This window comes from Bradyrhizobium sp. USDA 4474, from assembly GCF_054057515.1.
Window position 1 is genome coordinate 46445 of sequence record NZ_JBSRZJ010000002.1, and the last position, 24720, is coordinate 71164.

Annotated in this window: 22 protein-coding genes and 1 pseudogene; 5 read left to right on the forward strand and 18 right to left on the reverse strand. The window is 63.9% G+C overall.

Going from position 1 to position 24720, the window contains the following annotated elements; genetic code table 11:
• Positions 1 to 611 precede the first annotated feature (611 nt).
• The 3 genes and pseudogenes from ACVW16_RS01900 to ACVW16_RS01910 all read left to right on the forward strand — a co-directional run bounded on the left by ACVW16_RS01900 (position 612) and on the right by ACVW16_RS01910 (position 3744).
• Positions 612 to 2594: a PAS domain-containing sensor histidine kinase gene (locus tag ACVW16_RS01900; protein WP_456738594.1), complete on the forward strand. Its 1983-nt coding sequence runs from the start codon at positions 612 to 614 to the stop codon at positions 2592 to 2594.
• Positions 2591 to 3263, forward strand: a pseudogene (locus ACVW16_RS01905) (response regulator transcription factor). The gene ACVW16_RS01900 and the pseudogene ACVW16_RS01905 overlap by 4 nt, the downstream one beginning before the upstream one ends.
• Positions 3264 to 3357: 94 nt before the next feature.
• On the forward strand, positions 3358 to 3744 hold the full coding sequence (locus ACVW16_RS01910) for a response regulator transcription factor (protein WP_456735244.1): 387 nt from the start codon (positions 3358 to 3360) through the stop codon (positions 3742 to 3744).
• 11 nt (positions 3745 to 3755) lie between these two features.
• Here the strand turns inward: ACVW16_RS01910 and ACVW16_RS01915 are convergent, their stop codons facing one another.
• From ACVW16_RS01915 to eno, 13 genes are all read right to left on the reverse strand, one after another.
• Complete coding sequence (locus tag ACVW16_RS01915) at positions 3756 to 4727, reverse strand: tripartite tricarboxylate transporter substrate binding protein BugD (RefSeq protein ID WP_456735245.1); 972 nt, start codon at positions 4725 to 4727, stop codon at positions 3756 to 3758.
• A 67-nt stretch (positions 4728 to 4794) separates the two neighbouring features.
• Positions 4795 to 6036, reverse strand: coding sequence for a threonine synthase (locus ACVW16_RS01920; RefSeq protein ID WP_456735246.1), 1242 nt, complete (start codon positions 6034 to 6036; stop codon positions 4795 to 4797).
• A 170-nt stretch (positions 6037 to 6206) separates the two neighbouring features.
• A complete protein-coding gene (lpdA, locus tag ACVW16_RS01925) occupies positions 6207 to 7628 on the reverse strand; it encodes a dihydrolipoyl dehydrogenase (RefSeq protein ID WP_456703728.1) in 1422 nt (473 codons plus the stop codon).
• A 151-nt stretch (positions 7629 to 7779) separates the two neighbouring features.
• On the reverse strand, positions 7780 to 9126 hold the full coding sequence (locus ACVW16_RS01930; protein WP_456703729.1) for a pyruvate dehydrogenase complex dihydrolipoamide acetyltransferase: 1347 nt from the start codon (positions 9124 to 9126) through the stop codon (positions 7780 to 7782).
• Between the two features lie 62 nt (positions 9127 to 9188).
• Positions 9189 to 9611 carry a nucleoside deaminase gene (locus tag ACVW16_RS01935; protein ID WP_456705294.1) on the reverse strand — a complete coding sequence of 141 codons (423 nt, stop codon included), beginning with the start codon at positions 9609 to 9611 and terminating at the stop codon, positions 9189 to 9191.
• Positions 9612 to 9643: 32 nt separating this feature from the next.
• Complete coding sequence (locus tag ACVW16_RS01940) at positions 9644 to 9946, reverse strand: DUF5076 domain-containing protein (protein ID WP_456703730.1); 303 nt, start codon at positions 9944 to 9946, stop codon at positions 9644 to 9646.
• A gap of 3 nt (positions 9947 to 9949) precedes the next feature.
• A complete protein-coding gene (locus ACVW16_RS01945) occupies positions 9950 to 11332 on the reverse strand; it encodes a pyruvate dehydrogenase complex E1 component subunit beta (protein WP_456703731.1) in 1383 nt (460 codons plus the stop codon).
• A gap of 28 nt (positions 11333 to 11360) precedes the next feature.
• Positions 11361 to 12383, reverse strand: a complete 1023-nt coding sequence (gene pdhA, locus ACVW16_RS01950; RefSeq protein ID WP_456735247.1) for a pyruvate dehydrogenase (acetyl-transferring) E1 component subunit alpha — start codon at positions 12381 to 12383, stop codon at positions 11361 to 11363.
• A 254-nt stretch (positions 12384 to 12637) separates the two neighbouring features.
• Positions 12638 to 14017, reverse strand: a complete 1380-nt coding sequence (locus ACVW16_RS01955; protein WP_456735248.1) for a glycerophosphodiester phosphodiesterase family protein — start codon at positions 14015 to 14017, stop codon at positions 12638 to 12640.
• 164 nt (positions 14018 to 14181) lie between these two features.
• Entirely contained in the window at positions 14182 to 14499 is a 318-nt protein-coding gene (locus ACVW16_RS01960; RefSeq protein ID WP_456703734.1) for an FtsB family cell division protein, read from the reverse strand.
• 108 nt (positions 14500 to 14607) lie between these two features.
• Complete coding sequence (locus ACVW16_RS01965; protein ID WP_456703735.1) at positions 14608 to 15159, reverse strand: NADPH-dependent FMN reductase; 552 nt, start codon at positions 15157 to 15159, stop codon at positions 14608 to 14610.
• Between the two features lie 263 nt (positions 15160 to 15422).
• Positions 15423 to 16562: a zinc-binding dehydrogenase gene (locus ACVW16_RS01970; protein ID WP_456735249.1), complete on the reverse strand. Its 1140-nt coding sequence runs from the start codon at positions 16560 to 16562 to the stop codon at positions 15423 to 15425.
• Between the two features lie 34 nt (positions 16563 to 16596).
• Positions 16597 to 17880 carry a phosphopyruvate hydratase gene (eno, locus tag ACVW16_RS01975; protein ID WP_456703737.1) on the reverse strand — a complete coding sequence of 428 codons (1284 nt, stop codon included), beginning with the start codon at positions 17878 to 17880 and terminating at the stop codon, positions 16597 to 16599.
• A gap of 112 nt (positions 17881 to 17992) precedes the next feature.
• On the opposite strand from eno, the gene queF reads away from it, so the two are divergent.
• A complete protein-coding gene (gene queF, locus ACVW16_RS01980) occupies positions 17993 to 18469 on the forward strand; it encodes a preQ(1) synthase (RefSeq protein ID WP_456703738.1) in 477 nt (158 codons plus the stop codon).
• A 16-nt stretch (positions 18470 to 18485) separates the two neighbouring features.
• Complete coding sequence (locus ACVW16_RS01985) at positions 18486 to 19283, forward strand: substrate-binding domain-containing protein (protein ID WP_456703739.1); 798 nt, start codon at positions 18486 to 18488, stop codon at positions 19281 to 19283.
• Between the two features lie 16 nt (positions 19284 to 19299).
• Here the strand turns inward: ACVW16_RS01985 and ACVW16_RS01990 are convergent, their stop codons facing one another.
• The 5 genes from ACVW16_RS01990 to ACVW16_RS02010 all read right to left on the reverse strand — a co-directional run bounded on the left by ACVW16_RS01990 (position 19300) and on the right by ACVW16_RS02010 (position 24607).
• Positions 19300 to 19752 (reverse strand): universal stress protein, encoded by a 453-nt coding sequence (locus tag ACVW16_RS01990; protein WP_456703740.1) that lies wholly within the window; start codon positions 19750 to 19752, stop codon positions 19300 to 19302.
• Between the two features lie 109 nt (positions 19753 to 19861).
• Positions 19862 to 21955 (reverse strand): methyl-accepting chemotaxis protein, encoded by a 2094-nt coding sequence (locus tag ACVW16_RS01995; RefSeq protein WP_456735250.1) that lies wholly within the window; start codon positions 21953 to 21955, stop codon positions 19862 to 19864.
• Positions 21956 to 22091: 136 nt separating this feature from the next.
• On the reverse strand, positions 22092 to 23303 hold the full coding sequence (locus ACVW16_RS02000; protein ID WP_456735251.1) for an MFS transporter: 1212 nt from the start codon (positions 23301 to 23303) through the stop codon (positions 22092 to 22094).
• Positions 23303 to 24154 carry a 3-deoxy-8-phosphooctulonate synthase gene (kdsA, locus tag ACVW16_RS02005; protein ID WP_456735252.1) on the reverse strand — a complete coding sequence of 284 codons (852 nt, stop codon included), beginning with the start codon at positions 24152 to 24154 and terminating at the stop codon, positions 23303 to 23305. Before kdsA ends, ACVW16_RS02000 begins: the two co-directional genes overlap by 1 nt.
• Positions 24155 to 24280: 126 nt before the next feature.
• Positions 24281 to 24607 (reverse strand): NIPSNAP family protein, encoded by a 327-nt coding sequence (locus tag ACVW16_RS02010; RefSeq protein ID WP_456703744.1) that lies wholly within the window; start codon positions 24605 to 24607, stop codon positions 24281 to 24283.
• Between the last annotated feature and the right edge of the window lie 113 nt (positions 24608 to 24720).

A 24720-nucleotide genomic window follows, 5' to 3' on the forward strand; every position in this document is an offset into this window, starting at 1 on the left:
CACGCGCACTGAGCTCGAAACAACCACCGGCGGTCGCGTTCCCGGCGTGTGCGGAAGCGGTCGACGCACTTCCTGGAACAGAGCGCAGTGCGCCACGAGTAGTAGCGGATCAAACCAAATTTGCCGCCGCACACCGCACAGCCTTTTGCTGAAGAGCACGCTCTGGACTCGGATTGGCCAACCTCAGGAAGTACGGATGCATCACACATTGTTGTCTCCCTTCGTTGCTTGCCATTGCGCTCGCTTGCGACTGGCTGATCGACATTCCCGGATTGGTCGTGAGGTTAGTCCGGTGGCCACGAAGCGCTCAATTGTACGGAGGTAAATGACCGGCATGACTAGGGTTGGAGGAGCTATACGTAGGTTTGTCCGTAGTCGCCCGGGGCTTCCGCGCTCGTTCATGTTCAACGAGACGGCGCACGATGCTCGGGCTGCACGGTCACCGTGAAATTCCTGCTGAGGCGGCTTAGCTGATGTGCAGCGGTGGCGAGGCGGCAATCGGGCAATTCGGGGCGAGCGTCGCAACCGCGATCCGGCTTCGGCCGGAATTGCCCCTCTCGCGTCAACGTGCTCTACTCGTATGCACGCAGAGAGCGCCGGGACCGTCTGCGATGAAATATGGGCGGGCAGCAACGTTCGGGAAGTCAGCCGCGCAATTCCTTGCGGGCTGCGTCCGGCAAACCGTCGCCGTCAAGCCGCCCACCGAACCCGATCGCGGCTTGCTCGAGGCGGTCAAGCAGTGGCAGCAAGTCTTCGAGCACAATCCGGTCATGTACTTCATGGTCGATCCGGCGGGAACTGTCGTCAACGTAAACACGCTCGGCGCGGCGCAACTGGGCTATACGGCCTCAGAGCTGATCGGCCGATCGGTGCTGGATGTCTTCTTCGCCGAAGATCGCGACTTTGTCCGCGCGCGTGTCGCACTGTGCCTTGAGACCGTCGATCAATCCCACACCTGGGAAATCCGGAAGGTTCGCAAGGACGGCTCGATGCTCTGGGTGCGCGAGAACGCCAAGACCATGCTGCGGGCCGACGGCGGACCCATCGTACTGGTCGCCTGCGAGAACATTACGGCGCGCAAGGAAGCGGAGAATGCTCTGCGACAGAGCGAAGCCTATCTCGCCCAGGCGCAGGAATTGAGTCACACCGGTAGTTTCGGCTGGAGGGCAGCAACCGGCGAGATCACGTGGTCCAAGGAGACGTATCGCATCTTCCAATGCGATGAGAGCTCCAAGCCGAAGATCCCGGTCATGCTCCAGCGGATCCATCCGGAGGACCGGCTCGCCGTGCAACGGATCACGGGCCGGGCGGCGCGCGAGGGAAAGGACTACGACCACGAATACCGGCTCCTGATGCCCGATGGTTCCATCAAGTACGTCCGAGCGGTGGCCCGCGCCACGCGGGATTCCGCCGGTCACGTGGAGTTTGTGGGCTCGGTGAGCGACATCACGGCGACCAAAGAGGCAGAGCGCAGGCTGCGCGAGAGCGAGCAGCGCTTTCGCGATTATGCCGAAACCGCATCCGACTGGTTCTGGGAGACGGGGCCGGACCACCGCGTCACCGTGATATCGGAACACACCGATTCCGTCGCGATGCCCGCGGGCCTGATCGGGCTTACGCGTTGGGACATCGCGCCGGACGCGGATCTCGAACCCGAAAAATGGCGGCAACATCGGGCCGCGCTCGACGCCCACCTCCCGTTCCGCGACCTGGTGTATCGCAGCAGGGACCGCAACGGACAGCCGATCTATGTCCGGACCAGCGGCAAGCCGTTCTTCGACGCCGACGGTGCTTTTCTGGGCTACCGTGGCGTCTGCACCGACATCACCGCGGCGATCCGAGCCGATCAGGCCGAAGAGGCCTTACGCAAGGCCGAAGCCGAGCTCGCCCACGTAACGCGGGTCACGACGCTGGGCGAGCTGACCGCTTCGATCGCCCATGAGATCAACCAGCCGCTCGCCGCGGTGATCGCAAATGCCGATGCCTGCCTCACCTGGCTGCAGCGGAGTCCGCCCGATTTCAAAGCGGCCCGCCGCTCCGTGGAATGGATCATCGAGGACGGCACGCGGGCCAGCGACGTGATCCGTCACGTTCGGGCTCTCGCCAAACGGACCGACATCGAGATGGTTCCACTCGACGCCAACACGGTGGTGCGCGAGGCCGTCGCGCTCGTTCAGCGCGAGATGGCCAGCCACGCCGTGTCGGTGCGAATGGAGCTGTCATCGGTCCTGCCCAAGATCTTTGGCGATCGGATCCAACTGCAGCAGGTCCTGATCAACCTCATCGTGAACGGCATCGAGGCCATGGAAGGCGTCGATGATCGCCCGCGCGAACTGGCCATCCGCTCGGCGGCTGACGACGACGAGGCGGTCTTGTTGAGCGTCGCCGACTGCGGCGCCGGCATTTCTGAACAGACGATGGACCGCCTGTTCACGCCCTTCTTTACGACAAAGTCCTGCGGCCTGGGCATGGGCTTGTCGATTTGCCGCTCCATCATCGAGGCTCATGGCGGACGTCTTTCCGCAGCGCCGAACCAGGAGCGCGGCGCGACTTTTCGGATCACCCTGCCCCGTCATCGAGAGGAAACATCGTGACCGAGCGCGCGGAGCCTTCGCCGCCGCCGCAGGACGGCGATCAGCCAATCGTCTTCATCGTCGACGACGACGTGTCGATGCGCCGTGCGCTCACCAACCTCTTCGAGTCCGTCGGCCTCAAGGTCGAAGCATTCGGCTCGGCGCCGCAGCTCCTTCAGGCCAAGCCGCCACAGGTGCCCAGTTGCCTGGTGCTCGACATTCGCCTGCCCGGGGCCAGCGGCCTTGAGCTGCAGTCCGATCTTGCCAAGGCAAATATCCACACGCCCATTATCTTCATTACCGGTCATGCCGATATTCCCATGACCGTTCGGGCGATGAAAGGCGGCGCGATCGATTTCCTGACCAAGCCGGTCCGCGACCAGGACATCCTGGACGCAGTCCAGGCCGCGATCGAGCGAGACCGCAAGCGCCGCGATCTCAACAAGACGGTTTCGAACGTCAAATCGCGTTTCGAGACACTCAGCTCGCGGGGAGCGGGACGTATTGGCGCTGGTGACCTCGGGCCTGATGAACAAGCAAGTGGCCGCCCAGCTCGGATTGGCTGAGATCACGGTCAAGATCTATCGGGGCCAGATCATGCGCAAAATGGGAGCGAAGTCCCTGGCCGACCTCGTGAGAATGAGCGAGGCGCTCGGGATCGGACCCGGCGGATCGAACGTACAAACCTAAGTATGAGTTTGCAAGCATGAGTGACAGGTCCACCTTGCGCGGCGAGGCGCGGCCGTAGGGACGGCAAGCTAATCCCGGGCGAGGAGCGCACGTCTTGCCAGCGGCTTCGATCATTTCGGTGCTAGACGACGACCCCTACGTGCGGGCGGCGATCAATAATCTCCTGGAATCGCGCGGCTATGTCGTCCACACATTCGCCTCCGCCGAAGAATTTTTGAGCTCCGCCCATTCCAGCCGCAGTTCCTGCGTCGTCGCCGACGTGCAGATGCCGTCCAAGACTGGAATCGAACTGTTGACGGAGATGCGCGCGCAGGGCTCGGCTACGCCGTTCATCTTGATCACAGCTTTCCCCGATGAGGGGGTTCGCATGCGTGCGCTCAAAGCCGGGGCAACCTGTTTCCTCGGTAAGCCGTTCGTCGCTGCGGATCTGATGCAATGCCTGGAGCAGGCGCTGGCGGCGGGTGAGGATAGCACGGAGTGACGTTCGGCCGCTCACTCAACGTTGATGTTCGCCGCCTTGATCATCGGCCACCATTTGGCGATCTCCGCCTTCTGCCGGACACCGAGCGCTTCCGGCGTGAGCTGATCCTGCGGCGTCATCTCCAGGCCCTGGCTTTCGAGCTGCTTCTTCACGCCGGGATCGTTCAGCGCCTCCACGGCGGCCGCGTTGAGCTTGCTGACGATCTCCTTGGGCGTGCCCTTCGGCACCCACAGGCCCGACCACAGCGTCATGTTGAAGCCCTTCAGACCCGCCTCGTCCGCGGTCGGGATGTCGGGCGCCGAGGCGAGACGCTTGTCGTTGGTGATGGCATAGGCGCGGATGGTGCCGGCGCGGACCTGGTTGATGGAGTTGGAGGTCTGGTCGACGATGATGTCGATCTGGCCCGCGATGAGGTCGTTCAGCGCTGGCGCGGTGCCACGATAGGGCACGTATTGCAGCTTGATGCCCGAGACGCTTTCAAGATAGACGCCGGCGATGTGGCTGCCGGAGCCGGCGCCCGCCGTGCCGGCCGTTGGCGGCGTCGGGCGCGACTTCAGCCATGCCAGCAGCTCTTTGAGCGATGTCGCGGGCACCGCGTTCTTGCTGACCACGATCATCGGATTGCTCGGCAGGAGCACCACAGGTTCGAGATCAGCGACGAGGTCGTAATTGAGCTTGTAGACGGCGCCGTTGGCGACGTGGGTACCGAGATGGCCGAACGAGATGGTGTAGCCGTCAGGCGGCGAATGCACGGCGCGGCCGACGCCGATCGAGCCGCCCGCACCGGTGACGTTCTCGATCACCAGGGCCTGGCCGAGCGACCGGCGCATCCGCTCGGCAAGCACGCGTGCCATCGCATCCGACGGGCCGCCGGCCGCGAAGGGAACGATGATGGTGATGGGACGAGACGGATAATCGTCGGCGCGCGCGACGCCGGCCAGAGCGAGAAGCCCGATCAGCGCGGCCCGGACGGCCTTCTTCATTTGTCTTCTCCCGTCGACTTTTCTCGTTTTCCTTGCCCATCACCGCAAGCGGGACGAGGGAGATAACTCAGAACTGCGTGTAGTCGATCGGCTTGTGGCGATCTAGCGTGCGGGTGACCGGCGGCAGCGGGTATTTCAGGCCGGTGGCGCAATTGAACAACATCACGCGGTCACCCTTCGAGACGCGGCCATCGGCAAGGCTGTCCTTGTAGGCGGCGTAGGTCGCGGCACCTTCGGGGCACAGCAAGAGCCCCTCCTCGCGCGCGACCTCGTTCAGCGCCGACGAGATCTTGTCGTCGTCGACGGCAATGGCAAATCCCTTGCTCTCACGCACGGCGCGCAGGATCAGGAAGTCGCCGATCGCCTGCGGCACGCGGATGCCAGAGGCGATGGTGTGGGCATCCTCCCAACGCGCGGCATGCTCTGTGCCGGCGTCATAGGCGCGTACCATCGGCGCACAGCCCGAGGCCTGCACCGCAACCATGCGCGGGCGCTTTGATCCGATGAAGCCGATCTTCTCCAGTTCATCGAACGCCTTCCACATGCCGATCAGGCCGGTGCCGCCGCCGGTCGGATAGAAGATCACGTCGGGCACGTCCCAGCCGAGCTGCTCGGCAAGCTCCAGGCCCATCGTCTTCTTGCCTTCGATGCGGTACGGCTCTTTCAGCGTCGAGGTGTCGAACCAGCCGACCTTCGCCTTGCCTTCGCCGACGATCTTGCCGCAATCGTCGATATAACCGTTGACACGGTAGACGGTCGCACCCTGGAGCTCGATCTCGCTGACGTTCACTTCAGGCGTATCGGCCGGACAGAAGATCGTGGTCTTGATGCCGCAGGACGTCGCGTAAGCCGCGAGCGCCGCGCCGGCATTGCCGTTGGTCGGCATCGCCATATGCTTGATACCGAGCGCCTTGCCCATCGACACCGCCATCACCAGGCCGCGCGCCTTGAACGAGCCTGTCGGCAGGCGCCCCTCGTCCTTGACGATGATCTCGCCACCACCGAGCTTCTTGCCGAGCTTGGGCAGCCGGATCAGGGGCGTGGTGACTTCGCCCAGCGAGACGATGTCCTTGCATTTGCGCACCGGCAGCAGCTCGCGATAGCGCCACATGTCGGCGGGACGTTCCTTCAACGCCTCCTTGGTCAGAGCCTTCTTCACGCCCGGGAGGTCATAGCGCACGAGCAGCGGCTTGCCGGCCTTGGAGAGGTTGTGGACCTGGTCCGCCGCGTAATGATCGCCTTCCATCGCGCATTCGAGATGCGTGACGAAGGTCGGGCGCTCGATGGTCAGGTTGTCATTGTCGTGCATGGGATGATTTCCTTCTTATTTTGCAAGAAGCTCCCGTCCCGCGATAACGGGGCGCTTGTAGGATGGGTAGAGCGCAGCGAAACCCGTCAAGCTCGCTCCGGAGCAAGTATGCGATGGGTTTCGCTGCGCTCTACCCATCCTACACGCTTCATCGCTCGTCATTGGCGCTGTCAGATATTCAACACGCGTCCATACGCATCCAGCACGGCTTCCTTCATCATCTCCGACAGCGTCGGATGCGGGAACACCGTATGCATCAGCTCTTCTTCCGTCGTCTCCAGATTCATCGCGACGACATAGCCCTGGATCAGCTCGGTCACTTCGGCGCCGACCATGTGGGCGCCGAGCAGCTGGCCGGTCTTCTTGTCGAAGATCACCTTGACCAGGCCCTGGTCCTCGCCGAGCGCGATCGCCTTGCCGTTGCCAACGAAGGGGAAGCGGCCGACGCGGATTTCGCGGCCACTCTCCTTGGCCTTGGCTTCCGTCAGGCCCACCGAGGCGACCTGCGGCTGGCAATAGGTGCAGCCCGGGATCAGGTTCTTGTCCATGGGATGCGGATGCAGGCCCTTGATCGCCTCGACGCAAATCACGCCTTCATGCTCGGCCTTGTGGGCGAGCATCGGGGGGCCGGCGACGTCACCGATGGCGTAGATGCCGGGAACGTTGGTCTTGCCGTAGCCGTCGATCACGATGCAGCCGCGGTCGGTTTTGACACCGAGCTTTTCCAGGCCGAGATTTTCGATGTTGCCGACGACGCCGACGGCCGAGATCACCCGCTCGAACTCCGAGGTAACAGGCTTGCCCTTGCCGTCGTCGATGGTGGCGACGACGCTGTCGGCCTTCTTCTCCAGCTTCGTCACCTTGGTCGAGGACATGATCTTGATGCCCTGCTTCTCGAGCCGCTTGCGCGCAAGACCGGCGATCTCGGCATCCTCGACGGGCAGGATCTGCGGCAGCACCTCGACCACGGTGACGTCGGATCCCATGGTGTGAAAGAACGAGGCGAACTCGATGCCGATCGCGCCGGAGCCGACCACCAGCAGCGATTTCGGCATCCGTTCCGGCACCATCGCTTCAAAATAGGTCCAGATCAGCTTCTTGTCGGGCTCGAGGCCCGGCAGCACGCGCGGCCGCGCGCCGGTGGCGACGATGATGTGCTTGGCCTGATAGCTCCCCTCGCCCAGCGAACCCTTCGGCCCCTCGACGTCGGACTTCTTCACCGTGACCTTGCCGGGCGCGTCGATCGAGGCGGCGCCCCAAATCACGCTCACCTTGTTCTTCTTCATCAGGAATCCGACGCCGTCGTTCAGCCGCTTGGAAACGCCGCGCGACCGCTGCACCACGGCCTTCGGGTCGAACGAAATCTTCTCGGCCGAGAGGCCATAATCTTTGGCGTGCTGCATGTAGTGGTAGATCTCGGCCGAGCGCAGCAGCGCCTTGGTCGGGATGCAACCCCAATTCAGGCAGATGCCGCCGAGATAGGATTTCTCGACGATCGCGACCTTGAACCCGAGCTGCGCGGCGCGTATCGCGGTGACGTAGCCGCCGGGGCCTGAACCGATGATGATGACGTCGAAGGATGTGTCGGCCATGTACGCTCGTTCTCGCTCCATCCGGCCTTAACGTTCGAGACCGTCATCATGAGCAGCTCTTGGCGAGGAGCTCTTGCGACGAAGCAATCCAGCCTGCCGGTCACGTCCTGGATTGCCTCGCTTCGCTCGCAATGACGACGCGAATTTCTCGTCACACCATCATCATGACGGGGTTTTCGATCAACTGCTTGAAGGCGCCGATCAGCTCGGCGCCGAGCGCACCGTCGATGGCGCGGTGATCGCAGGACAGCGTCACGCTCATCATTGTTGCAATCTCGATCTTGCCGCTCCGCACCACCGGCCGCTCCTCGCTGGTGCCGACCGCAAGGATCGTGGCATGCGGCGGGTTGATCACCGCCGTGAAGTCCTTGATGCCGAACATGCCGAGATTGGAGACCGCGGTGGTGCCGCCCTGGTATTCCTCGGGCTTCAATTTGCGGGAGCGCGCGCGTGCGGCAAAATCCTTCATCTCGTTGGAGATGGTCGAGAGCGTCTTGGTCTCGGCCTTGCGGATGATCGGTGTGATCAGGCCGCCCGGCATCGCCACGGCAACGCCGACGTCGGAGTGATGGTGCTTGACCATGCCTGACTCGGTCCAGCTGACGTTGCAGTTCGGGATCTTCTGCAGCGCCACCGCCATCGCCTTGATGACGAAGTCGTTGACCGAGATCTTGTAGAGCGGCTTCTTCTCCTTGTCCTTGGGAGCAGCCGCATTGATCTCCTCGCGGGCGGCGAGCAGCTTGCCGATGTCGCAGTCGATGGTGAGATAGAAGTGCGGGACATTCTGGATCGACGCGGTCAAACGTTGGGCAATCGTGCGGCGCATGCCGTCATGCGGGACGACGTCGTAAGAGCCGGGCTCGAACAGCGACAGGATCTGCTTGTCCGACATGGTCGGCGCGATCGAGGGCGCGCCAGCGGACGGTGCCGCGGCGGGCGCCTTGAGCCCCTTGCCCGACTTGGCCTGCTCGACGTCGCGCGCAACGACGCGGCCGTGCGGGCCGGTGCCTGTGACCATCGAGACATCGATGCCGGCTTCCTTGGCGAGACGGCGCGCCAGCGGCGATGAGAACACACGGCCGGCGTGACCGTTGCCCTGTGCGGCAGGTGCAGCAGCCTGCGGCGCAGGAGCAGCAGGTGCCGGTGCAGCTTTGGGCGCGGCGGCAGGCGCAGGCGCAGCTGCGGGAGCTTCAGCGGCCTTCGGAGCCGCGGCGGCAGCGCTGGGCTTGGCGGCGCCAGCGGCCTTGACATCCTCACCCTCGGCGGCGAGCACCGCGATGATGTCGTTGACCGGCACGTCCTGCGTGCCTTCGGGCACCAAAATCTTGGCAAGCGTGCCTTCGTCGATCGCCTCGACCTCCATGGTAGCCTTGTCGGTCTCGATCTCGGCGATGACATCGCCTGACTTGACCTTGTCGCCTTCCTTCTTCAGCCACTTGGCGAGGTTGCCCTTCTCCATCGTCGGCGAAAGAGCGGGCATCAGGATGTTGATAGGCATGCTGACCTCACGAAGAACTTCTCAAAACGTCGTCCCCGGAAGCGAGGACGAACAGACCAGGTTTAGTTGCCGATGTCGCCTTGCCACAGGCGCTCATTGGCAGGGATGGAACGCCAATTCTTCATCATGGTGATGGAGCGATCGTCGGCAAGATCGATCCAGGGAATCCCGAACTTGTCGAGGATGTCCTTGGATCCCTCGAAGGTGACGGATTCCCCGATCACCACGAGCTTGACCTTGAACAAAGCGAGCGCGCCGGCACACATCGAGCATGGCGACAGCGTGGTGTACATGACGGTGTCATGGAACGAGATCGCGCCGGCTTCGCGCAGGCAGCTCATCTCGCCATGAAGGATCGGATTGTTTTCCTGCACGCGATTGTTGTGACCGCGCGCGATGACCTTGTTGTCGCGCGTCAACACGGCGCCGATCGGCAGGCCGCCCTGCGCGATCGAGGCCTCCGCTTCGCGGATCGCTTCCAGCATCAAATCGTAATGGTGGGCTGCGACTGCCACGGTCAGTGTCCCTTGCCCCGCGGCGTCGTGGTGCCGGTGTCAGTGGGACGCTCGATCTCCGCCTGGAACATGTCGAGGATTCGGCCGAGCGCATCCTGTTCGGTGTAATCGCTCTCGCGCGCATAGGCGCGTGCGGCGTGGCGGGCGAGATCGACGAGCAGGAGGCCCCACATGTCGGGCTCCTCGAAGGCGCGCTGAAACGCCATCGACAGCCCGCCGTCCAGCACGAACACGCGCAGGATCTCGACCGCATCGTCGCGGGCGATGACGTCGGGCGGCAATGGCTGCTCCTTCGGGCCCGCCATGGCCTACCTGTAGCAGACGGCTTTGGCGGCCTCGACCACTTCCGCTGCCGAAGGCAGCGCGAGCTTCTCCAGGTTCGCGGCATAAGGCATCGGCACGTCCTTGCCGGAGACGCGTGCGACCGGCGCATCCAGATAGTCGAAAGCGTTCTCCATGATGCGCGCGGCGATCTCGGCGCCGACGCCGCTCTGGGCCCAGCCCTCTTCCACCGTGACGGCACGCCCCGTTTTCTTGACCGAGTTGACAATGGTCTCCGTGTCCATCGGACGCAGCGTGCGCAGATCGATCACCTCGGCCTCGATGCCATCCTTGGCGAGTTCGTCGGCAGCCTTCAGCGCGTAGCTCATGCCGTTCGACCACGAGATGATGGAGACATGGCTGCCGGAGCGCACGATGCGCGCCTTGCCGATCGGGATCACGAAATCGTCGAGCTTCGGGACCTCGCCGGTGTGGCCGTAGAGCATCTCGTTCTCGAGGAAGATCACCGGATTGGGATCGCGGATCGCGGCCTTGAGCAGGCCCTTGTAGTCGGCAGCCGAGTACGGCGCGATGACCTTGAGCCCCGGGACGTTCGAATACCAGGCCGAGTAGTCCTGGCTGTGCTGGGCGGCGACGCGCGCGGCCGCGCCGTTGGGGCCGCGGAACACGATCGAGCAGCCCATCTGGCCGCCGGACATGTAGAGCGTCTTGGCCGCGGAGTTGATGATCTGGTCGATCGCCTGCATGGCGAAGTTGAAGGTCATGAACTCGACCACCGGCTTGAGGCCGGTCATCGCCGCGCCGACGCCGACGCCGGCAAAGCCGTGCTCGGTGATCGGGGTGTCGATGACGCGCCTCGCACCGAACTCCTGGAGCAACCCTTGCGTCACCTTGTAGGCGCCCTGATATTCGGCCACCTCTTCGCCCATCACGAAGACATCAGGGTCGCGGCGCATCTCTTCGGCCATGGCGTCGCGGAGCGCTTCGCGGATGGTCTGCGTGATCATCTCGGTGCCGGCGGGCACTTCCGGATCGGGCTCGGCGACGGCCTGCGGCGCGGGTGCGGCCTTGGGCGCAGGCGCTTCAGCCTTGGCGGCGGCGGGCGGCGCCGACTCGGCAGCCTTCGCAGCCGGTGCGGGCGCCTTGGCAAGATCGGCCGCGCTTTCGCCGTCGGCCAGGATCGTCGCGATCGGCGTGTTCACGGCAACGTCGGCGGTGCCCTCGGGGATCAGGATCTTGCCGAGCGTGCCCTCGTCGGTCGCCTCGACCTCCATGGTGGCCTTGTCGGTCTCGATCTCGGCGATGACGTCGCCGGATTTGATCGTCTCACCCTCTTTTTTAAGCCATTTGGCGAGGTTGCCCTTTTCCATCGTGGGCGACAACGCGGGCATCAGCACTTGAATTGGCATATCGACTCCAAGGAAAGCTTGCGCGCGTTTAGCGGTAAACGTCGGTCCAGAGCTCGGCGGCATCCGGCTCGGGATCATGCTGGGCAAAGTCAGCGGAGGCATTGACGATGTCACGCACCTCGGCGTCGATCGCCTTGAGATCGGCCTCGCTGACCTTGGCGGCGAGCAGACGGTTGCGCACCTGCTCGATCGGATCCTGGTCGTGACGGATTTTCTCGACCTCCTCGCGCGTACGGTATTTGGCCGGGTCGGACATCGAGTGGCCGCGGTAGCGATAGGTCTGCATCTCCAGGATGAAGGGGCCTTTGCCGGCGCGACACCAGGCCGCCGCCTCATCGCCCGCAGCCTTGACCGCACGGACGTCCATACCGTCCACCTGCTTGCCCGGAATGTTGAAGGACACACCGCGCTTGGAGAAATCCTGCTGCGCCGAGGCGCGCGACACCGAGGTGCCCATGGCGTAGCGGTTGTTCTCGATGACGTAGATCACCGGCAGCTTCCAGAGCTCCGCCATGTTGAAGCTCTCATAGACCTGGCCCTGGTTTGCCGCGCCGTCGCCGAAATAGGTGACGCTGACATTGCCGTTGCTGCGATAATTGTTGGCGAAAGCGAGACCGGTGCCGAGTGAGACCTGCGCACCGACGATGCCATGGCCGCCGTAGAAGTGCTTCTCCTTGCTGAACATGTGCATGGAGCCGCCCTTGCCCCTGGAATAGCCGCCGCGCCGTCCCGTGAGCTCGGCCATCACACCATTGGCTTCCATGCCGGTGGCGAGCATGTGACCGTGATCGCGATAGCCGGTGATGACCTGATCGCCCTCTTTCAGGGCCATCTGCATACCAACTACCACGGCCTCCTGGCCAATATAGAGATGGCAGAAGCCGCCGATCGCACCCATGCCGTAAAGCTGGCCGGCCTTCTCCTCGAAGCGCCTGATGAGGAGCATGTCGCGGAGCGCCTTCAACTCCTGCTCCCTGGTGAATTCCGGAGGCGAACCGCCGTTGGTCTTGTCGTGCTCAGCGCTTGCGGCGGCTTTCTTGGGTGCGGCCATGGGAATTCCGGGTCAGAGAAATCTAGGTCCTCTCTAACCCAACTCAATCGCGTGTGAAAGCACCGCAGCGGCATGGCGCGACTTTCATTATGCCGCACTGCAATGTGGCCGAAATTTTGCAAGACAATTGGTGCCGATCAGGCAACATTTGCTCAGGGCCGAAGGAAGCTCTGCATGCAGATGAGGCAACGAGATCGGACACGCATATCTCGGGGCGCCGTGCCCCGCGCGATGTCCGATTCGTATTGCCGGATTTACCAGCCCAACTCGCGCTGATACGCCGCGCGGGCGGCAACGCCAGTGGGCGTGAAATCAGTGAAGACGCCGTCGACACCGAGACGGAAGAATCTGAGATATTCCAGGGCCGGATCGGCGTGATAATCGGCCGCCAGATATTTCTTCTCGTTTCGGAACGTGAAGACATGCACGAACAGGCCGAGCTTGTGCGCGTCGGCGATCAGGCTGGTTGCCTCCTGCGTCGAAGCGTCCGGCGTCGATCCCCTATAGGGCGTGCCGTCGGCATTGGTATCCTTCCACGGCGCGACCTTGAGCGGAACGATATAGGCCTTCCACGGGCCGATGCCGTCGGCATAGGTCTTGATCTCGGCAAGCCCCTCGGGCGTCAGCATCGCATCGTAAAGGCGCGCGTCGCCTGAAACCGTCCAGTCGAACGGACGCGAATTGGTGATGTTGTCGAGCAGCACCTTGCCGGTTTTGAAATCGATGCCGTTACCGTCGATGAGCTGGACCTGCCGGGTCTGAAGACCATGGCTGCGCATATACTTCAGGCTGCCGGGCTCGAAGCTCTGGACCAGGATCGGAGCATCCTTGCTGTTGAGGCCGTTATCCCCAATGATCTTGATCAGCGCATCCTCGAGCGGATGGCTGCCCGGTGCGCCGCAGCCGTTTGCGATGGCCTGGGCATTATTCCAGGTCGGGTTCTTGGTTTCCGGATAGACCAGGATGGAGCGCCCGGTCTCCTTGCTCCTGGCCTTCGCGATGTCCAGAATGTCCTGGAAGCTGATCACGGGGAATTTGCCGTTGAAGACCTTGGGCCGCTCGTTGGCGGCATCATAAGTGGTACCGCCGATCCATTGCTTCAGCTCGGCCATGGTGAAGTCGGTGATCGACCAGTCGTCGGTGTGATCTTCGCCATCGACGATCAATGACTTCAGCACCGATTTGGGATCAGCGGGATCGGTGAGATCGACGAGGTAGTCGGCCGGTGTGCCTGTAGCCGCAGGCGCCTTGACACGCACACCGGGGACCGTGCGCTTGCGCGCCGCGACCGCCGGATTGGTCTTCGCCACTTCGGCAATGTTGGTGTTATCGCTCAGCCATGGATTGTGGCGCGCAACCAGGACGCAATCCTTGGTGAGGTGCAAATCCTCCTCGAGCGCGTCGGTCCCGAGCGCGGCTGCGAGGTCATACGACGGCTCGGTTTCTTCCGGCACCAGGCCGGGCACGCCACGATGACCGAGGATCAGCGGTGCCTTGCCATCGACGGTCAGGAAGGGTTTTGCACCTGAAGGCGCCGCCTGCGCCAAGGCCATCGACGGCAAAAGCAAGGCCAGCGCCACAGCGCCGAGGCGCGCTCCGACATGGATCTTCCGCTGCAAGGGATTGTTCGTCATGGCCGCGTCTCCGTCTGTGCCTGGCATCGCGTCGTCGCGATCGGGGCTGTCGTCTTGTCGCATTTCTCTAACAGACGGATGACGGCGGCCCATTCGACACAAGCAATGCACAAAGCGAATGCGCCGACCTTCGTCGCGCCGTCGTGACGTTGGTGTCGCAGCGCTCAGTTCTGCGGGATCATCCGAACGAGATCATGCGGATTGACGTAGTCGAGCTGGAACCGGGCCCGCTCGTCCAGCATGTCGGGGTCGATCTTTTCCGTGCGCAACAGCGAGACGCGCTGCTCGTTGCGGGCGCGCTCGCGCTTGAGCTGGGCAAGCTCGCTGGTCAACGCGATGATCTCCTGGTCGAGTTCCTGGCGGGCATTGAGGCCGTATTTGCCGGTATAGGCGTTGACGCCGAAATAGCCGACGATCGCGGCCGCCATCGCGTAGAGGGCGAGACCGGTCAGGATCGATTTGAGGCGCGCGCGGGAGACCATTTTGGCAAGATGGGCCAGCTTGGTTAAGGCAGTGCTAATTTGCCCCTGCCCGCGCCGCCAATCGTCATGCCCGGGGGCTTGTCGGGCATGACGCAGGCTCGAGCGGCCTCAGCCGTGGTGTTTGGCCACGTGCGCCGCAAAAGCGTCGACGTACGCCTGGAGCACGCCCTTCAGCGAATCCTTGGTCAGGTTGCCTTCGGCGTCAAAGGCGTCGCCGACCGCGTTCAGGTAGGTCTCGGGCTGCTGCATGATCGGGCCGGCGATCCCAGGCAGGATGTTCTGGAGCGTCTTGGCGGCGCTGACGCCACCGAGCGGGCCCGGCGAGTTGGAGACGATGCCGACCGGCTTGCCGTTGAATGAGCTCTTGCCATAGGGGCGCGAGGCGACATCGATGGCATTCTTCAGCACACCCGGGATGGCGCGGTTGTATTCCGGCGTGACGAAGATGACGCCGTCGGACTTCTGGAGCTTTTCGCGGAAGGCCAGCCAGTCGGCGGGCGGCGCGCCCTCGAGGTCCTGGTTGAAGAACGAGATGCCGGCGGGAGTGACGACCTCGAGCTTGAGTGAATCAGGCGCAAGCTTTGCGAGCGCGTTGGCGATCTTCAGCGAGAAGCTGTCCTTGCGCAGGCTGCCGGCGATCACGACGATGTTGTAGGCCATCAGATTATCCTTGGTTTTCCTTGAACCCTCGAGGGGGAAGTGCCGCGCGGCACTTAAGCGATCCGCACCATTGGATGCAAGTGCATGAACCGCTCCGATTTGGAAACGCTGCGTTTCGCGAAAGCAGATCGTCGGCCAACACAATGGGCCGCCACGCGGCGGCCCTCTCACTGCAAACGGATGAGGGCTTTCTTGTCAGCCCGAAGCGACCGCGAACGATGTGTGGCCGGCCGTATGGCCGGGCGTCCACCTGCGGCTGCAGATCACGACGATTTATTTGGATTGATGAGAAATTTCTCGCCGGTGGCACGTTTGGCGTACACTGCGATGTTGGCGGGATCGAGCGCCTCCTGAAGCGACACCACCTTGGTGTAGTGGCTGGCAAATGTCGTCTTCAGTTCGCTCACGACGCGCTGGCGCAGCCGCCCGATGTCGGCGGGTCCGATCTTCTGCAGGAACGGAGTGAGCAGCCAGCCGCCGACACCCCAGGCCATGCCGAAGCCGCGCGGCAGTTCGATGGGGTGCGTATCGAGCGCGCCATAGACATAGACCTGCTTGTGCACGCTGGAGCCGTAACGGCTGTATTCCTTCGCGGTCTTGTTGATCGCGACTTCCATGCAGTTGAGGATGTCGCCGGCGAGCTTGCCGCCGCCGATGGCATCGAAGGCGATGGTGGCGCCGGTCTCGACCAAGGCATTGGTGAGATCGTCGAGGAAATCAGGCTTGCTGGAATCGACGACATGCTTCGCGCCGATCCTCTTCAGGATCTCCGCCTGCTCCTGGCTGCGCACGATGTTCACGAGCCCGATGCCGTCCTTGATGCAGATCTTGTTCAGCATCTGGCCGAGATTGGACGCGGCCGCGGTGTGCACGAGCGCCTTGTGGCCTTCGCGCCGCATCGTCTCGGTCATGCCGAGCGCGGTGAGCGGGTTGACGAACCAGGACGCGCCCTCCGCCGCCGTCGTGCCCTCGGGCAGCGGCTGGCAGTCCCGCGCCTTCAGGGTGCGGTACTGCGCGTACATGGCGCCGCCGATCATCGCGACCGTCTTGCCCATCAGCGCCTTCGCGGCATCCGACGCGCCGGTCTTGATGACGACGCCCGCGCCCTCATTGCCGACGGGCAAGGACTGATCGATCCGCGCCCCCATGGCGCGCATCGCACCGTCAGGCACCTTCGCGGTGATGATGGGCGCCTCCTTGGTGCCCGAGGCCTTGGCCGTGCTCATGTCGGCCGCGCCGACGAGCAGGCCGAGGTCGGACGGGTTGATCGGGGCCGCCTCGATGCGGACGACGACCTCGTCGTCGGCAGGCTCGGGGGTCGACACGTCGACCAGCGAGATCTCGAGCTCTCCGCTCGTCTTGATCAGCGAACGCAGTTGCAGTCCGGTCTTGCCGTCGCTCATGTCGACCCTCCCCTGTCCTGGTTGAAGCGCTGGCTTATGCCAGCGCCTTCAGTGCCGCCTTGCCCCCATAGAGCGCCTGCTTGCCGAGCTGCTGCTCGATGCGGAGGAGCTGGTTGTATTTGGCGGTGCGATCCGAGCGCGCAAGGGAGCCGGTCTTGATCTGACCGCAGTTCGTGGCGACCGCGAGGTCGGCGATGGTGGAATCCTCGGTCTCGCCCGAGCGATGTGACATGACCGAGGTGTAGCCGGCCTTGTGCGCCATTTCGACGGCGGCGAGCGTCTCGGTCAGCGTGCCGATCTGGTTGACTTTGATCAGGATCGAATTGGCGCGGCCGGCCTTGATGCCCTCGGCGAGGCGCTTGACGTTGGTGACGAAGAGATCGTCGCCGACCAGCTGACACTTGTTGCCGATGAGGTCGGTGAGCTCCTTCCAGCCGTCCATGTCGTCTTCCGACATGCCGTCTTCGATGGTCGCGATCGGATAGCGGCCGACGAGATCGGCGAGGTATTTGGCCTGCTCGGAGATCGAGCGGGTCTTGCCCTCGCCTTCATAGACGTACTTGCCGCCCTTGAAGAACTCGGTCGAGGCGCAATCGAGACCGAGCACGATGTCGCTGCCCGCCTTGAAGCCGGCCTTGCCGATCGCGTTCATGACGAACTCCAGCGCGGCGTCCGCCGAGGGCAGGTTCGGCGCGAAGCCGCCTTCGTCGCCGACATTGGTATTGTGGCCGGCCTTCTTCAGCTCGGACTTCAGCGTGTGGAAGACCTCCGCGCCATAGCGCAGGCCCTCGGCGAAGGACGAGGCGCCCACCGGCAGGATCATGAACTCCTGGAAGTCGATCGGGTTGTCGGCATGCACGCCGCCGTTGATGATGTTCATCATCGGCACCGGCAGCAGCCGCGCCGAGGTGCCGCCGACGTAACGGTAGAGCGGCATGTCGAGCGAGTTCGCGGCCGCCTTGGCGCAGGCGAGCGAGACACCGAGGATGGCGTTGGCGCCCAGCCGGCTCTTGTTCGGCGTGCCGTCGAGGTCGATCATGACCTGGTCGATCTGGGCCTGCTGCTCGACGTCGAGACCGCTCAGCGCCTCTGATATCTCGCCATTGACGGCGCCGACCGCCTTGGTGACGCCCTTGCCGAGATAGCGGGCCTTGTCGCCGTCGCGCAGCTCGACCGCCTCATGGGCACCGGTCGAGGCGCCTGACGGCACGGCAGCGCGGCCGAGCGCGCCATCTTCCAACACGACGTCGACCTCGACGGTGGGATTGCCGCGGCTATCGAGGATTTCGCGTCCGATGATATCGATGATGGCGGTCATGAGGGCCTCTTTTCGGGGAACAAAGGGGGCAGTTCGCGGCTGCTTCTACCGCAATGCATTGAAGCGGAAAAGGCCGGGTGACGGCCGCGCCATGATTGGCTAAGAGGGCCGCATGTCGAAAAAGCCCAGCAAGTCGAACACCTCACCCAACCTGCAACTCGGCCGTGCCGTGGAATGGCCTGATGCGCCTGAGAAGGCCAAGCTCGACCGCGTGCCGAATCCGCAAGCCGGGACCGACTATCTCGTCCGCTTCACCGTGCCGGAATTCACCTCGCTCTGCCCGGTCACGGGACAACCCGATTTCGCCCATCTGATGATCGACTATGCGCCCGGCCAGTGGCTGCTGGAGTCGAAATCGCTGAAGCTCTACATTGCGAGCTTCCGTAATCACGGCGCCTTCCACGAGGATTGCACCGTCATGATCGGCAAGCGCATCGCGAGCGAGATCAAGCCGAAATTCTTGCGGATCGGCGGCTATTGGTATCCGCGCGGCGGCATTCCGATCGACGTGTTCTGGCAGACCGGAAGCGTGCCCAAGGGCCTCTGGGTGCCGGAGCAAGGCGTTGCGCCCTACCGTGGCCGGGGCTAGCTGGAGATCCATGACGATGACAACGACATCTGGGAAAGTCCGTGGACTCGCGCTCGGCGTTCTCGGACTTCTGTGGCTTGCCGGCCCGTCCAACGCGGCCGAAATCCGCGTGATGATCTCGGGCGGATTCACGGCCGCCTATCAGGCGCTCGTGCCGGAATTCGAAAAAGCCACGGGCAACAAGGTCCTGACCGCCTACGGACCATCGATGGGCACCACCACCAATGCGATCCCGGTCCGGCTCGAGCGCGGCGAACCCGCCGACGTTCTGATCATGGTGGGCTATGCGCTGGCCGATCTCGCGAGCAAGGGCAAGGTCGTTGCCGGCAGTCAGGTCGACCTGACGCGCTCGCCCATCGGCGTCGCCGTGAAATCGGGAGCGCCGAAGCCGGACATCAGTTCGGTGGATGCCGTCAAGACCGCGTTGCTGGCGGCAAAGACGATCGCCTATTCCGACAGCGCCAGCGGCGTCTACATCTCGACCGAGATGTTTGGCAAGCTCGGCATCGCCGAAGCCATGAAAGACAAGGCGCGCAAGATCCCGGCAACGCCGGTCGGCGAAATCGTCGCGCGCGGCGAAGCCGAGCTCGGCTTCCAGCAGATCAGCGAATTGAAGCCCGTGAAGGGGATCGACATCGTCGGTCCGCTGCCGAAGGAGTTGCAGCAGATCACGATCTTCTCGGCCGGGATCGCGACCGTCGCCAAAGAGCAAGAAGCCGGTCGCGCTCTGATCAAGTTCCTGGCCTCACCCGCGGCGCGCGACGCGATCATCGCCAGTGGAATGGAGCCGATCGTGGCTGACGGAACGAAATAATCGGGTTTGACGGCGGCTAGGGCACGACCAACACCGGCACGCTACCGTTCACGAGAACCTCGGATGTCTGGCTTCCCAAAAACAGCTTCCTGAGGCCCCGACGCCCATGAGAGGCCATGACGATCAAGTCGCAGCGTCTGGACTTGGCCGTTTCGACAATCGCCGTGGCCGGATGCGAATTCGGAACATGCAAGAGTTCGACCGAGATCCCGATCTGCTCGGCCATGGCACGTGCCTGCTCGAGCACCTTGCCTGCCCGCTCCCGGCAAGCGGCGTCAAAACGATCAATCTCGTCCCGTGAAGGAACCCATCCAGAGTCAAATCCGCCGCCATAATCGATCGGCAGCGCTTCAGTCACGGTGACGATGGTCGCTTTGGCATTCAAGGCTTTTGCCAGGGCAATTCCATGCTCGACGCCTTTCCTGGCGACCTCCGAGCCATCGGTGCTCATGAGAATGTTGCCGTACATTCGGTGGCCCCTTCGCTTGCCCCCGCATGCCCCCCGCAAGTGACCCCAACGACTATGATCCGATCCTCGCCCCCGGTCTATTCGCTTTTATTTCAATCTCGATATCATCCTAAGCCACCTCGCGCACCCTGGTGATGAAGCTGTCCACCTCGCCGGTCAGCGAGGCCGACTGGCTCGACAGATCGGCGGCCGCTTTCAGCACGCCGGAGGCCGCGCGGCCGGTTTCGTTGGCCGCCGACGAGACGGTCGCGATATTGCGCGTCACGGTCGAGGTCGCTTCCGCCGTGTGCTGCACCGTGTCGGCGATCTCGGCCGTTGCCTTGTTCTGTTCCTCGATGGCGGCGGCGATGACGCGGTTAATGCTCGATACCTCCTCGATGGTCTTGACGATGCCGTCGATGGCGGAGACCGCCTTCTGCGTCGCGGCCTGGATCTCCGTGATCTGGGCGCTGATCTCTTCGGTTGCCTTCGCCGTCTGCGACGCCAGGTTCTTCACCTCGCTCGCCACGACCGCAAAGCCGCGCCCGGATTCGCCGGCGCGCGCGGCCTCGATCGTCGCGTTCAATGCCAGCAGATTGGTCTGGCCCGCGATCGAGGTGATGAGGCCTATGACCTCACCGATGCGGTCAGCGCCGTCGGCGAGCGCGCGCATGGTGCTGTCGGTCTCCTTCACCGTGACAACGGCATGCTCGGTGGCGCGGCTTGCCTGCTCGACCTGGCGGTTGATCTCGCGGATCGAGGCATTGAGCTCCTCGGCCGCGGCGGCCACCGTCTGCACGCCGCCGCCGACCTGATCGGCCAGTGTCGAGGCCGAACCGGCCTGGGCCTGGGCTTCCGCCGCCGTCCCCGACATCGAGCGCGCCGTCGTCTCCAGCTCGCCTGACGCGCTCGACAGCGTCTGCACCATCTGGCCGATCCGGCTTTCGAACTGCCGCACCAGCCCTGAGAGCGCGCTGGCGCGCTTCTCCTTGTCGGCGCGTTCGGCCGCCTGATCGCCGGAGAGACGTTCGGCCTTGATCATGGCGTCCTTGAACACCTGCAAGGCCACGGCCATGCGGCCGATCTCGTCGTTGCGGTCGAGGCCCGGCACGTCGCTGACGAAATCATGATCGGCAAAGCGGGTCATGACGCCGGTGATCGCGGTCAGCGGCCGGGTGACGCGGTTGCGCATCAGGACCAGGCCGCCGATCATCAGCGCCAGCGAGGCCGGCACCAAGAGGCCGAACAGGATCAGGCTGGAGCGGGCCTGGGCAACGCCCTCCTCCGCGCGCGAAATCATGTCGGCCAACGCGGACTGCGTCACACCGACGAGCTTGTCAGCGCCTTCGAGCTGACGATTGCGGTAGTCGAGACCGGTGATGCCGGCCGGCTCGCCCTTCAGCAGATGAGCCGCAACCGAGTTACGCACGTCGTAGAGCTCGCCGGACATCTCAGGCTCGGCGTCGCGGATCGCCTGCAACAGCGCGGGCGAGGCGGCATTCACGCTCAGAGCTCGCACGATGCTCCAGGTCGCCTGCGAGCGTCCGCGCAGGTCGGCGAAATCGATGCCATCGGTCGCGGTCCAGGGTTTGTTGGCCAGAATCGTGCTGAACTGCGAGAGAATGATCTGGCCGGCGGTCGCACGCGTCAGCCAGGCCGACTGCTTGACCAGCAGCAGGCGGTCGACCACCGGGTCGATCAAGGTCATGCTGTTGTCCAGATGCGCGGTCACCTCGCCGATCGCATCCATATAAGCGTCGGACGCCTTGGCCCAAGCGGGCGCCAGGGCCGCGTCGCGCGCCGCCTTCTCCTGGCGTAGCGCTGCCGTGGAGCGTGACCGCAGTCCATCCACCTCCTGCCAGGTGCCACGCAGCCTCTGCACGCGCTCGGCGAGGCCGGGCAGATCGAGCTGCTCTAGGGTCTGGAGCGCCTGCGCATAGTTCTTGATGGCGGCCGCGCGCATGTCGGCGATGGAAGTGAGCGTGTTCTCGGGGGTCGGCGCCGCGGCCGCCAGATTGCTCAACGTATCTCCGCGCTCGAGCCGGAAGACCACCAGCGCATTGGTCATGTCGCGGCTCGCCATCGCGAGCGACACGATGCGGTTGCTGTCGGCATAGCGGCTGACCGCGTGCATCACGCTGTAGGCGCAAATGAGAACGAGGACGATACCGAGAGAGCCGACCACTGCCCCGAGAATACGGGCGACCGAGCGTTGCTTTTGCATCTGGCGATCCGATGGAATGACGCCGCAACCGACGGCTTGTCGGCAATCTACGGAGCCAACCGTGAGATTTGATTTAAGATCGAAAGGATTTGGCTACCGTCCCCCTACGGGAAAATACGGAGATCGGTAGTTTCCATCAGGCCAGTGCGTCCGACGGTGCCCGCGGCCTGAGCATCCGGGCGCAAACCAGCCCCAGCACCATCATGATCCCGGCGCTTGCAAACAACGTCGGCACCTTGCCGCCGTGCTGGAGCCCGAGCCCATAGGCAATCGGGCCGACCGTCTGCCCCATGAAGAAAAAGAAAGAGTGCAGCGACATCGCGGTCGCCCGCGCCCCGATCGACAGCTCGCTGGCAAACACCTGCAAGCAGCCATGGATCATGTAGAAGCCCCACCCCATCGCCAGCATGCTGGCGAATTGCAGCTTCCACTGCGGACCGAAGGCGAGCACGCCAAGCTGCAAGGCGACGAGCCCCGCGCCTGCGATCATCATGCCCTTGACGCCGAGCCAGGGCAGGAAGCGCGAGACGGTGAACGTGTAGAACAGTCCGCCGACCGCAAATCCGGCGATGACGATGCCGGCGATCGACGGCGACTTTTCGCCGAGATCGAACAGCAGCGCCGCGATGAACGGAAACAGGCCGAACACGCAGCAGCCTTCGACGAACACTGCCGAGTAACAATAGCGCGTATTGGGATTGGCGAAGATGGTGCGATAGCCCTGCCGCAAGGCCCTCAGATCGGTCTTCGGCGCCGCGGCCAGCGCGGCACCGCGAAAGCCCGCCGCCACTGCAATCGCCGCGATCAGGCCGAGCGCACCAAGCATCATCAGCACTCCGCGCCAGCCGATCAGTTCGCCGATGATTCCGGAAGCGGTCGCGCCTAACAGATTGCCGGTCATCGAGCCCGCCAGCGTACGGCCGATGGCGACCTGCCGCTTGGCGGGAGCAACGAGGTCGGCGGTTAGACCAAGAGCAACCGGGAACACGCCACCCGAGGCGATGCCGGCCAGGATGCGGCTTGCGAACAGGCCCGAGAACGTGGTCGCGACGGCGCCGAGAATGGAGGCGACACCGAGCAGGGCCAGGCACAGTGTCATCAACCGCGCCTTGCCGAACATGTCGGCGGCCGCGCCGATCACGGGCTGGACCAGCGCGTAGATCAAGGCATAGCCGGCCGCGATGCTCGCAGCCGTCGTGATGCTGATCGAAAAATCCTCGGCGACGTGCGGCAGGATGGGATCGAGCGCGCGCGTGGACAAGGCCGCCGAGAAGCTTGCCAGTGCGATGATGTTGATCGCGGGCGGAAATTTCTGGCCGGACGACAGCCCAGTCGCAGGCTGGGACATCAGTGCGTTGCGCTTTTCGTCACCGCGTCGAACGCCATCAACGTGCGGATCAGCCCTTCGAACTCGCGCAGCGGCACCATGTTGGGACCGTCCGAAGGCGCGCGATCGGGATCGGGATGGGTCTCGACGAACACGCCGGCGACACCGACCGCGACGGCCGCGCGCGCCAGCACCGGCACGAATTCGCGCTCGCCGCCGGAGGAGGCGCCCTTCCCGCCCGGTTGCTGCACCGAATGGGTGGCGTCGAAGATCACGGGCGCGCCGGTCGTGCGCGCCATGATTGGCAACGCGCGCATGTCGGAGACCAGCGTGTTGTAGCCGAAGGAGGCGCCGCGCTCGGTGACGAGGACGTTGGGATTGTTGGCGCCGGTGATCTTGCTCACGACGTTCGTCATGTCCCAGGGCGCGAGGAACTGCCCCTTCTTGACGTTGATGACCTTGCCGGTCGCGGCCGCGGCGAGCAGCAGATCGGTCTGCCGGCACAGGAAGGCCGGGATCTGCAGGACGTCGACGGCTTCCGCCGCACCGGCGCATTGCGCGGCATCGTGCACATCGGTCAGCACCGGCAGGCCCAAGGAGGAGCGGATCTCGGCGAAGATCGGCAGCGACTGCGCAAGGCCCAGCCCGCGCGCAGCCGACGCGCTGGTGCGGTTGGCCTTGTCGAACGAGGTCTTGTAGACGAGGCCGATCTTCAGACGCGTTGCGATCTCCTTCAGCGCGGAGGCGACCTCCAGCGCATGCTGACGACTTTCGAGCTGGCAGGGTCCTGCAATGATCGAGATCGGCAGATCATTGCCGAATTTGACCGTGCCGACGCTGACCACCGGTGCCGCGGAAGATGAAGAGCTCAAGGCCAAGTCCCTCGTTTCGCGGCGACCATAGCGGTGATGAGAGGCCGATCAACCCCATTCGTCACAGGCTATCAGAATATCAGGGTTGCGCGGCGGCTCCCGCGGCAACCCCCGACCTGCCAGCCGCTACTTGACGGACGAGAAAGCAGTCGGCGCCAGGATCTGGCTGAGGATGTTGGCAACGATCTGGCCGTCCGCTTCGGACTTGGCGCGTGCCTCGAGCCATTCCGGATCAGTCATGAACGCGCCCCACTTCTGCTCGCGCTCGGCCAGCGACTCCCAGGCCAGAAAGTAGGTCAGCTCCTGGTTGGATTCGCCGACCAGCGTGGTGAAGAACCCGGCCTGCTTGATGCCAAGCCTCTCCCAGATTTTCAGTGTCGCCGTCTCGAACCGCCTCAGCAGTGCCGGCAGTCGGCCGGGCACGCAGCGATAGACGCGCATTTCGTAGATCATTGTTGTTTTCCTCCCGAACGGGTGCGGCGGTTATAACGTGCGGCCCCGAGGTTGTCTTGAGGCCCGCTCGACCGCCCCGGCGGCGTTCCGCGCATGGCTGGTTTTGTTCCCGC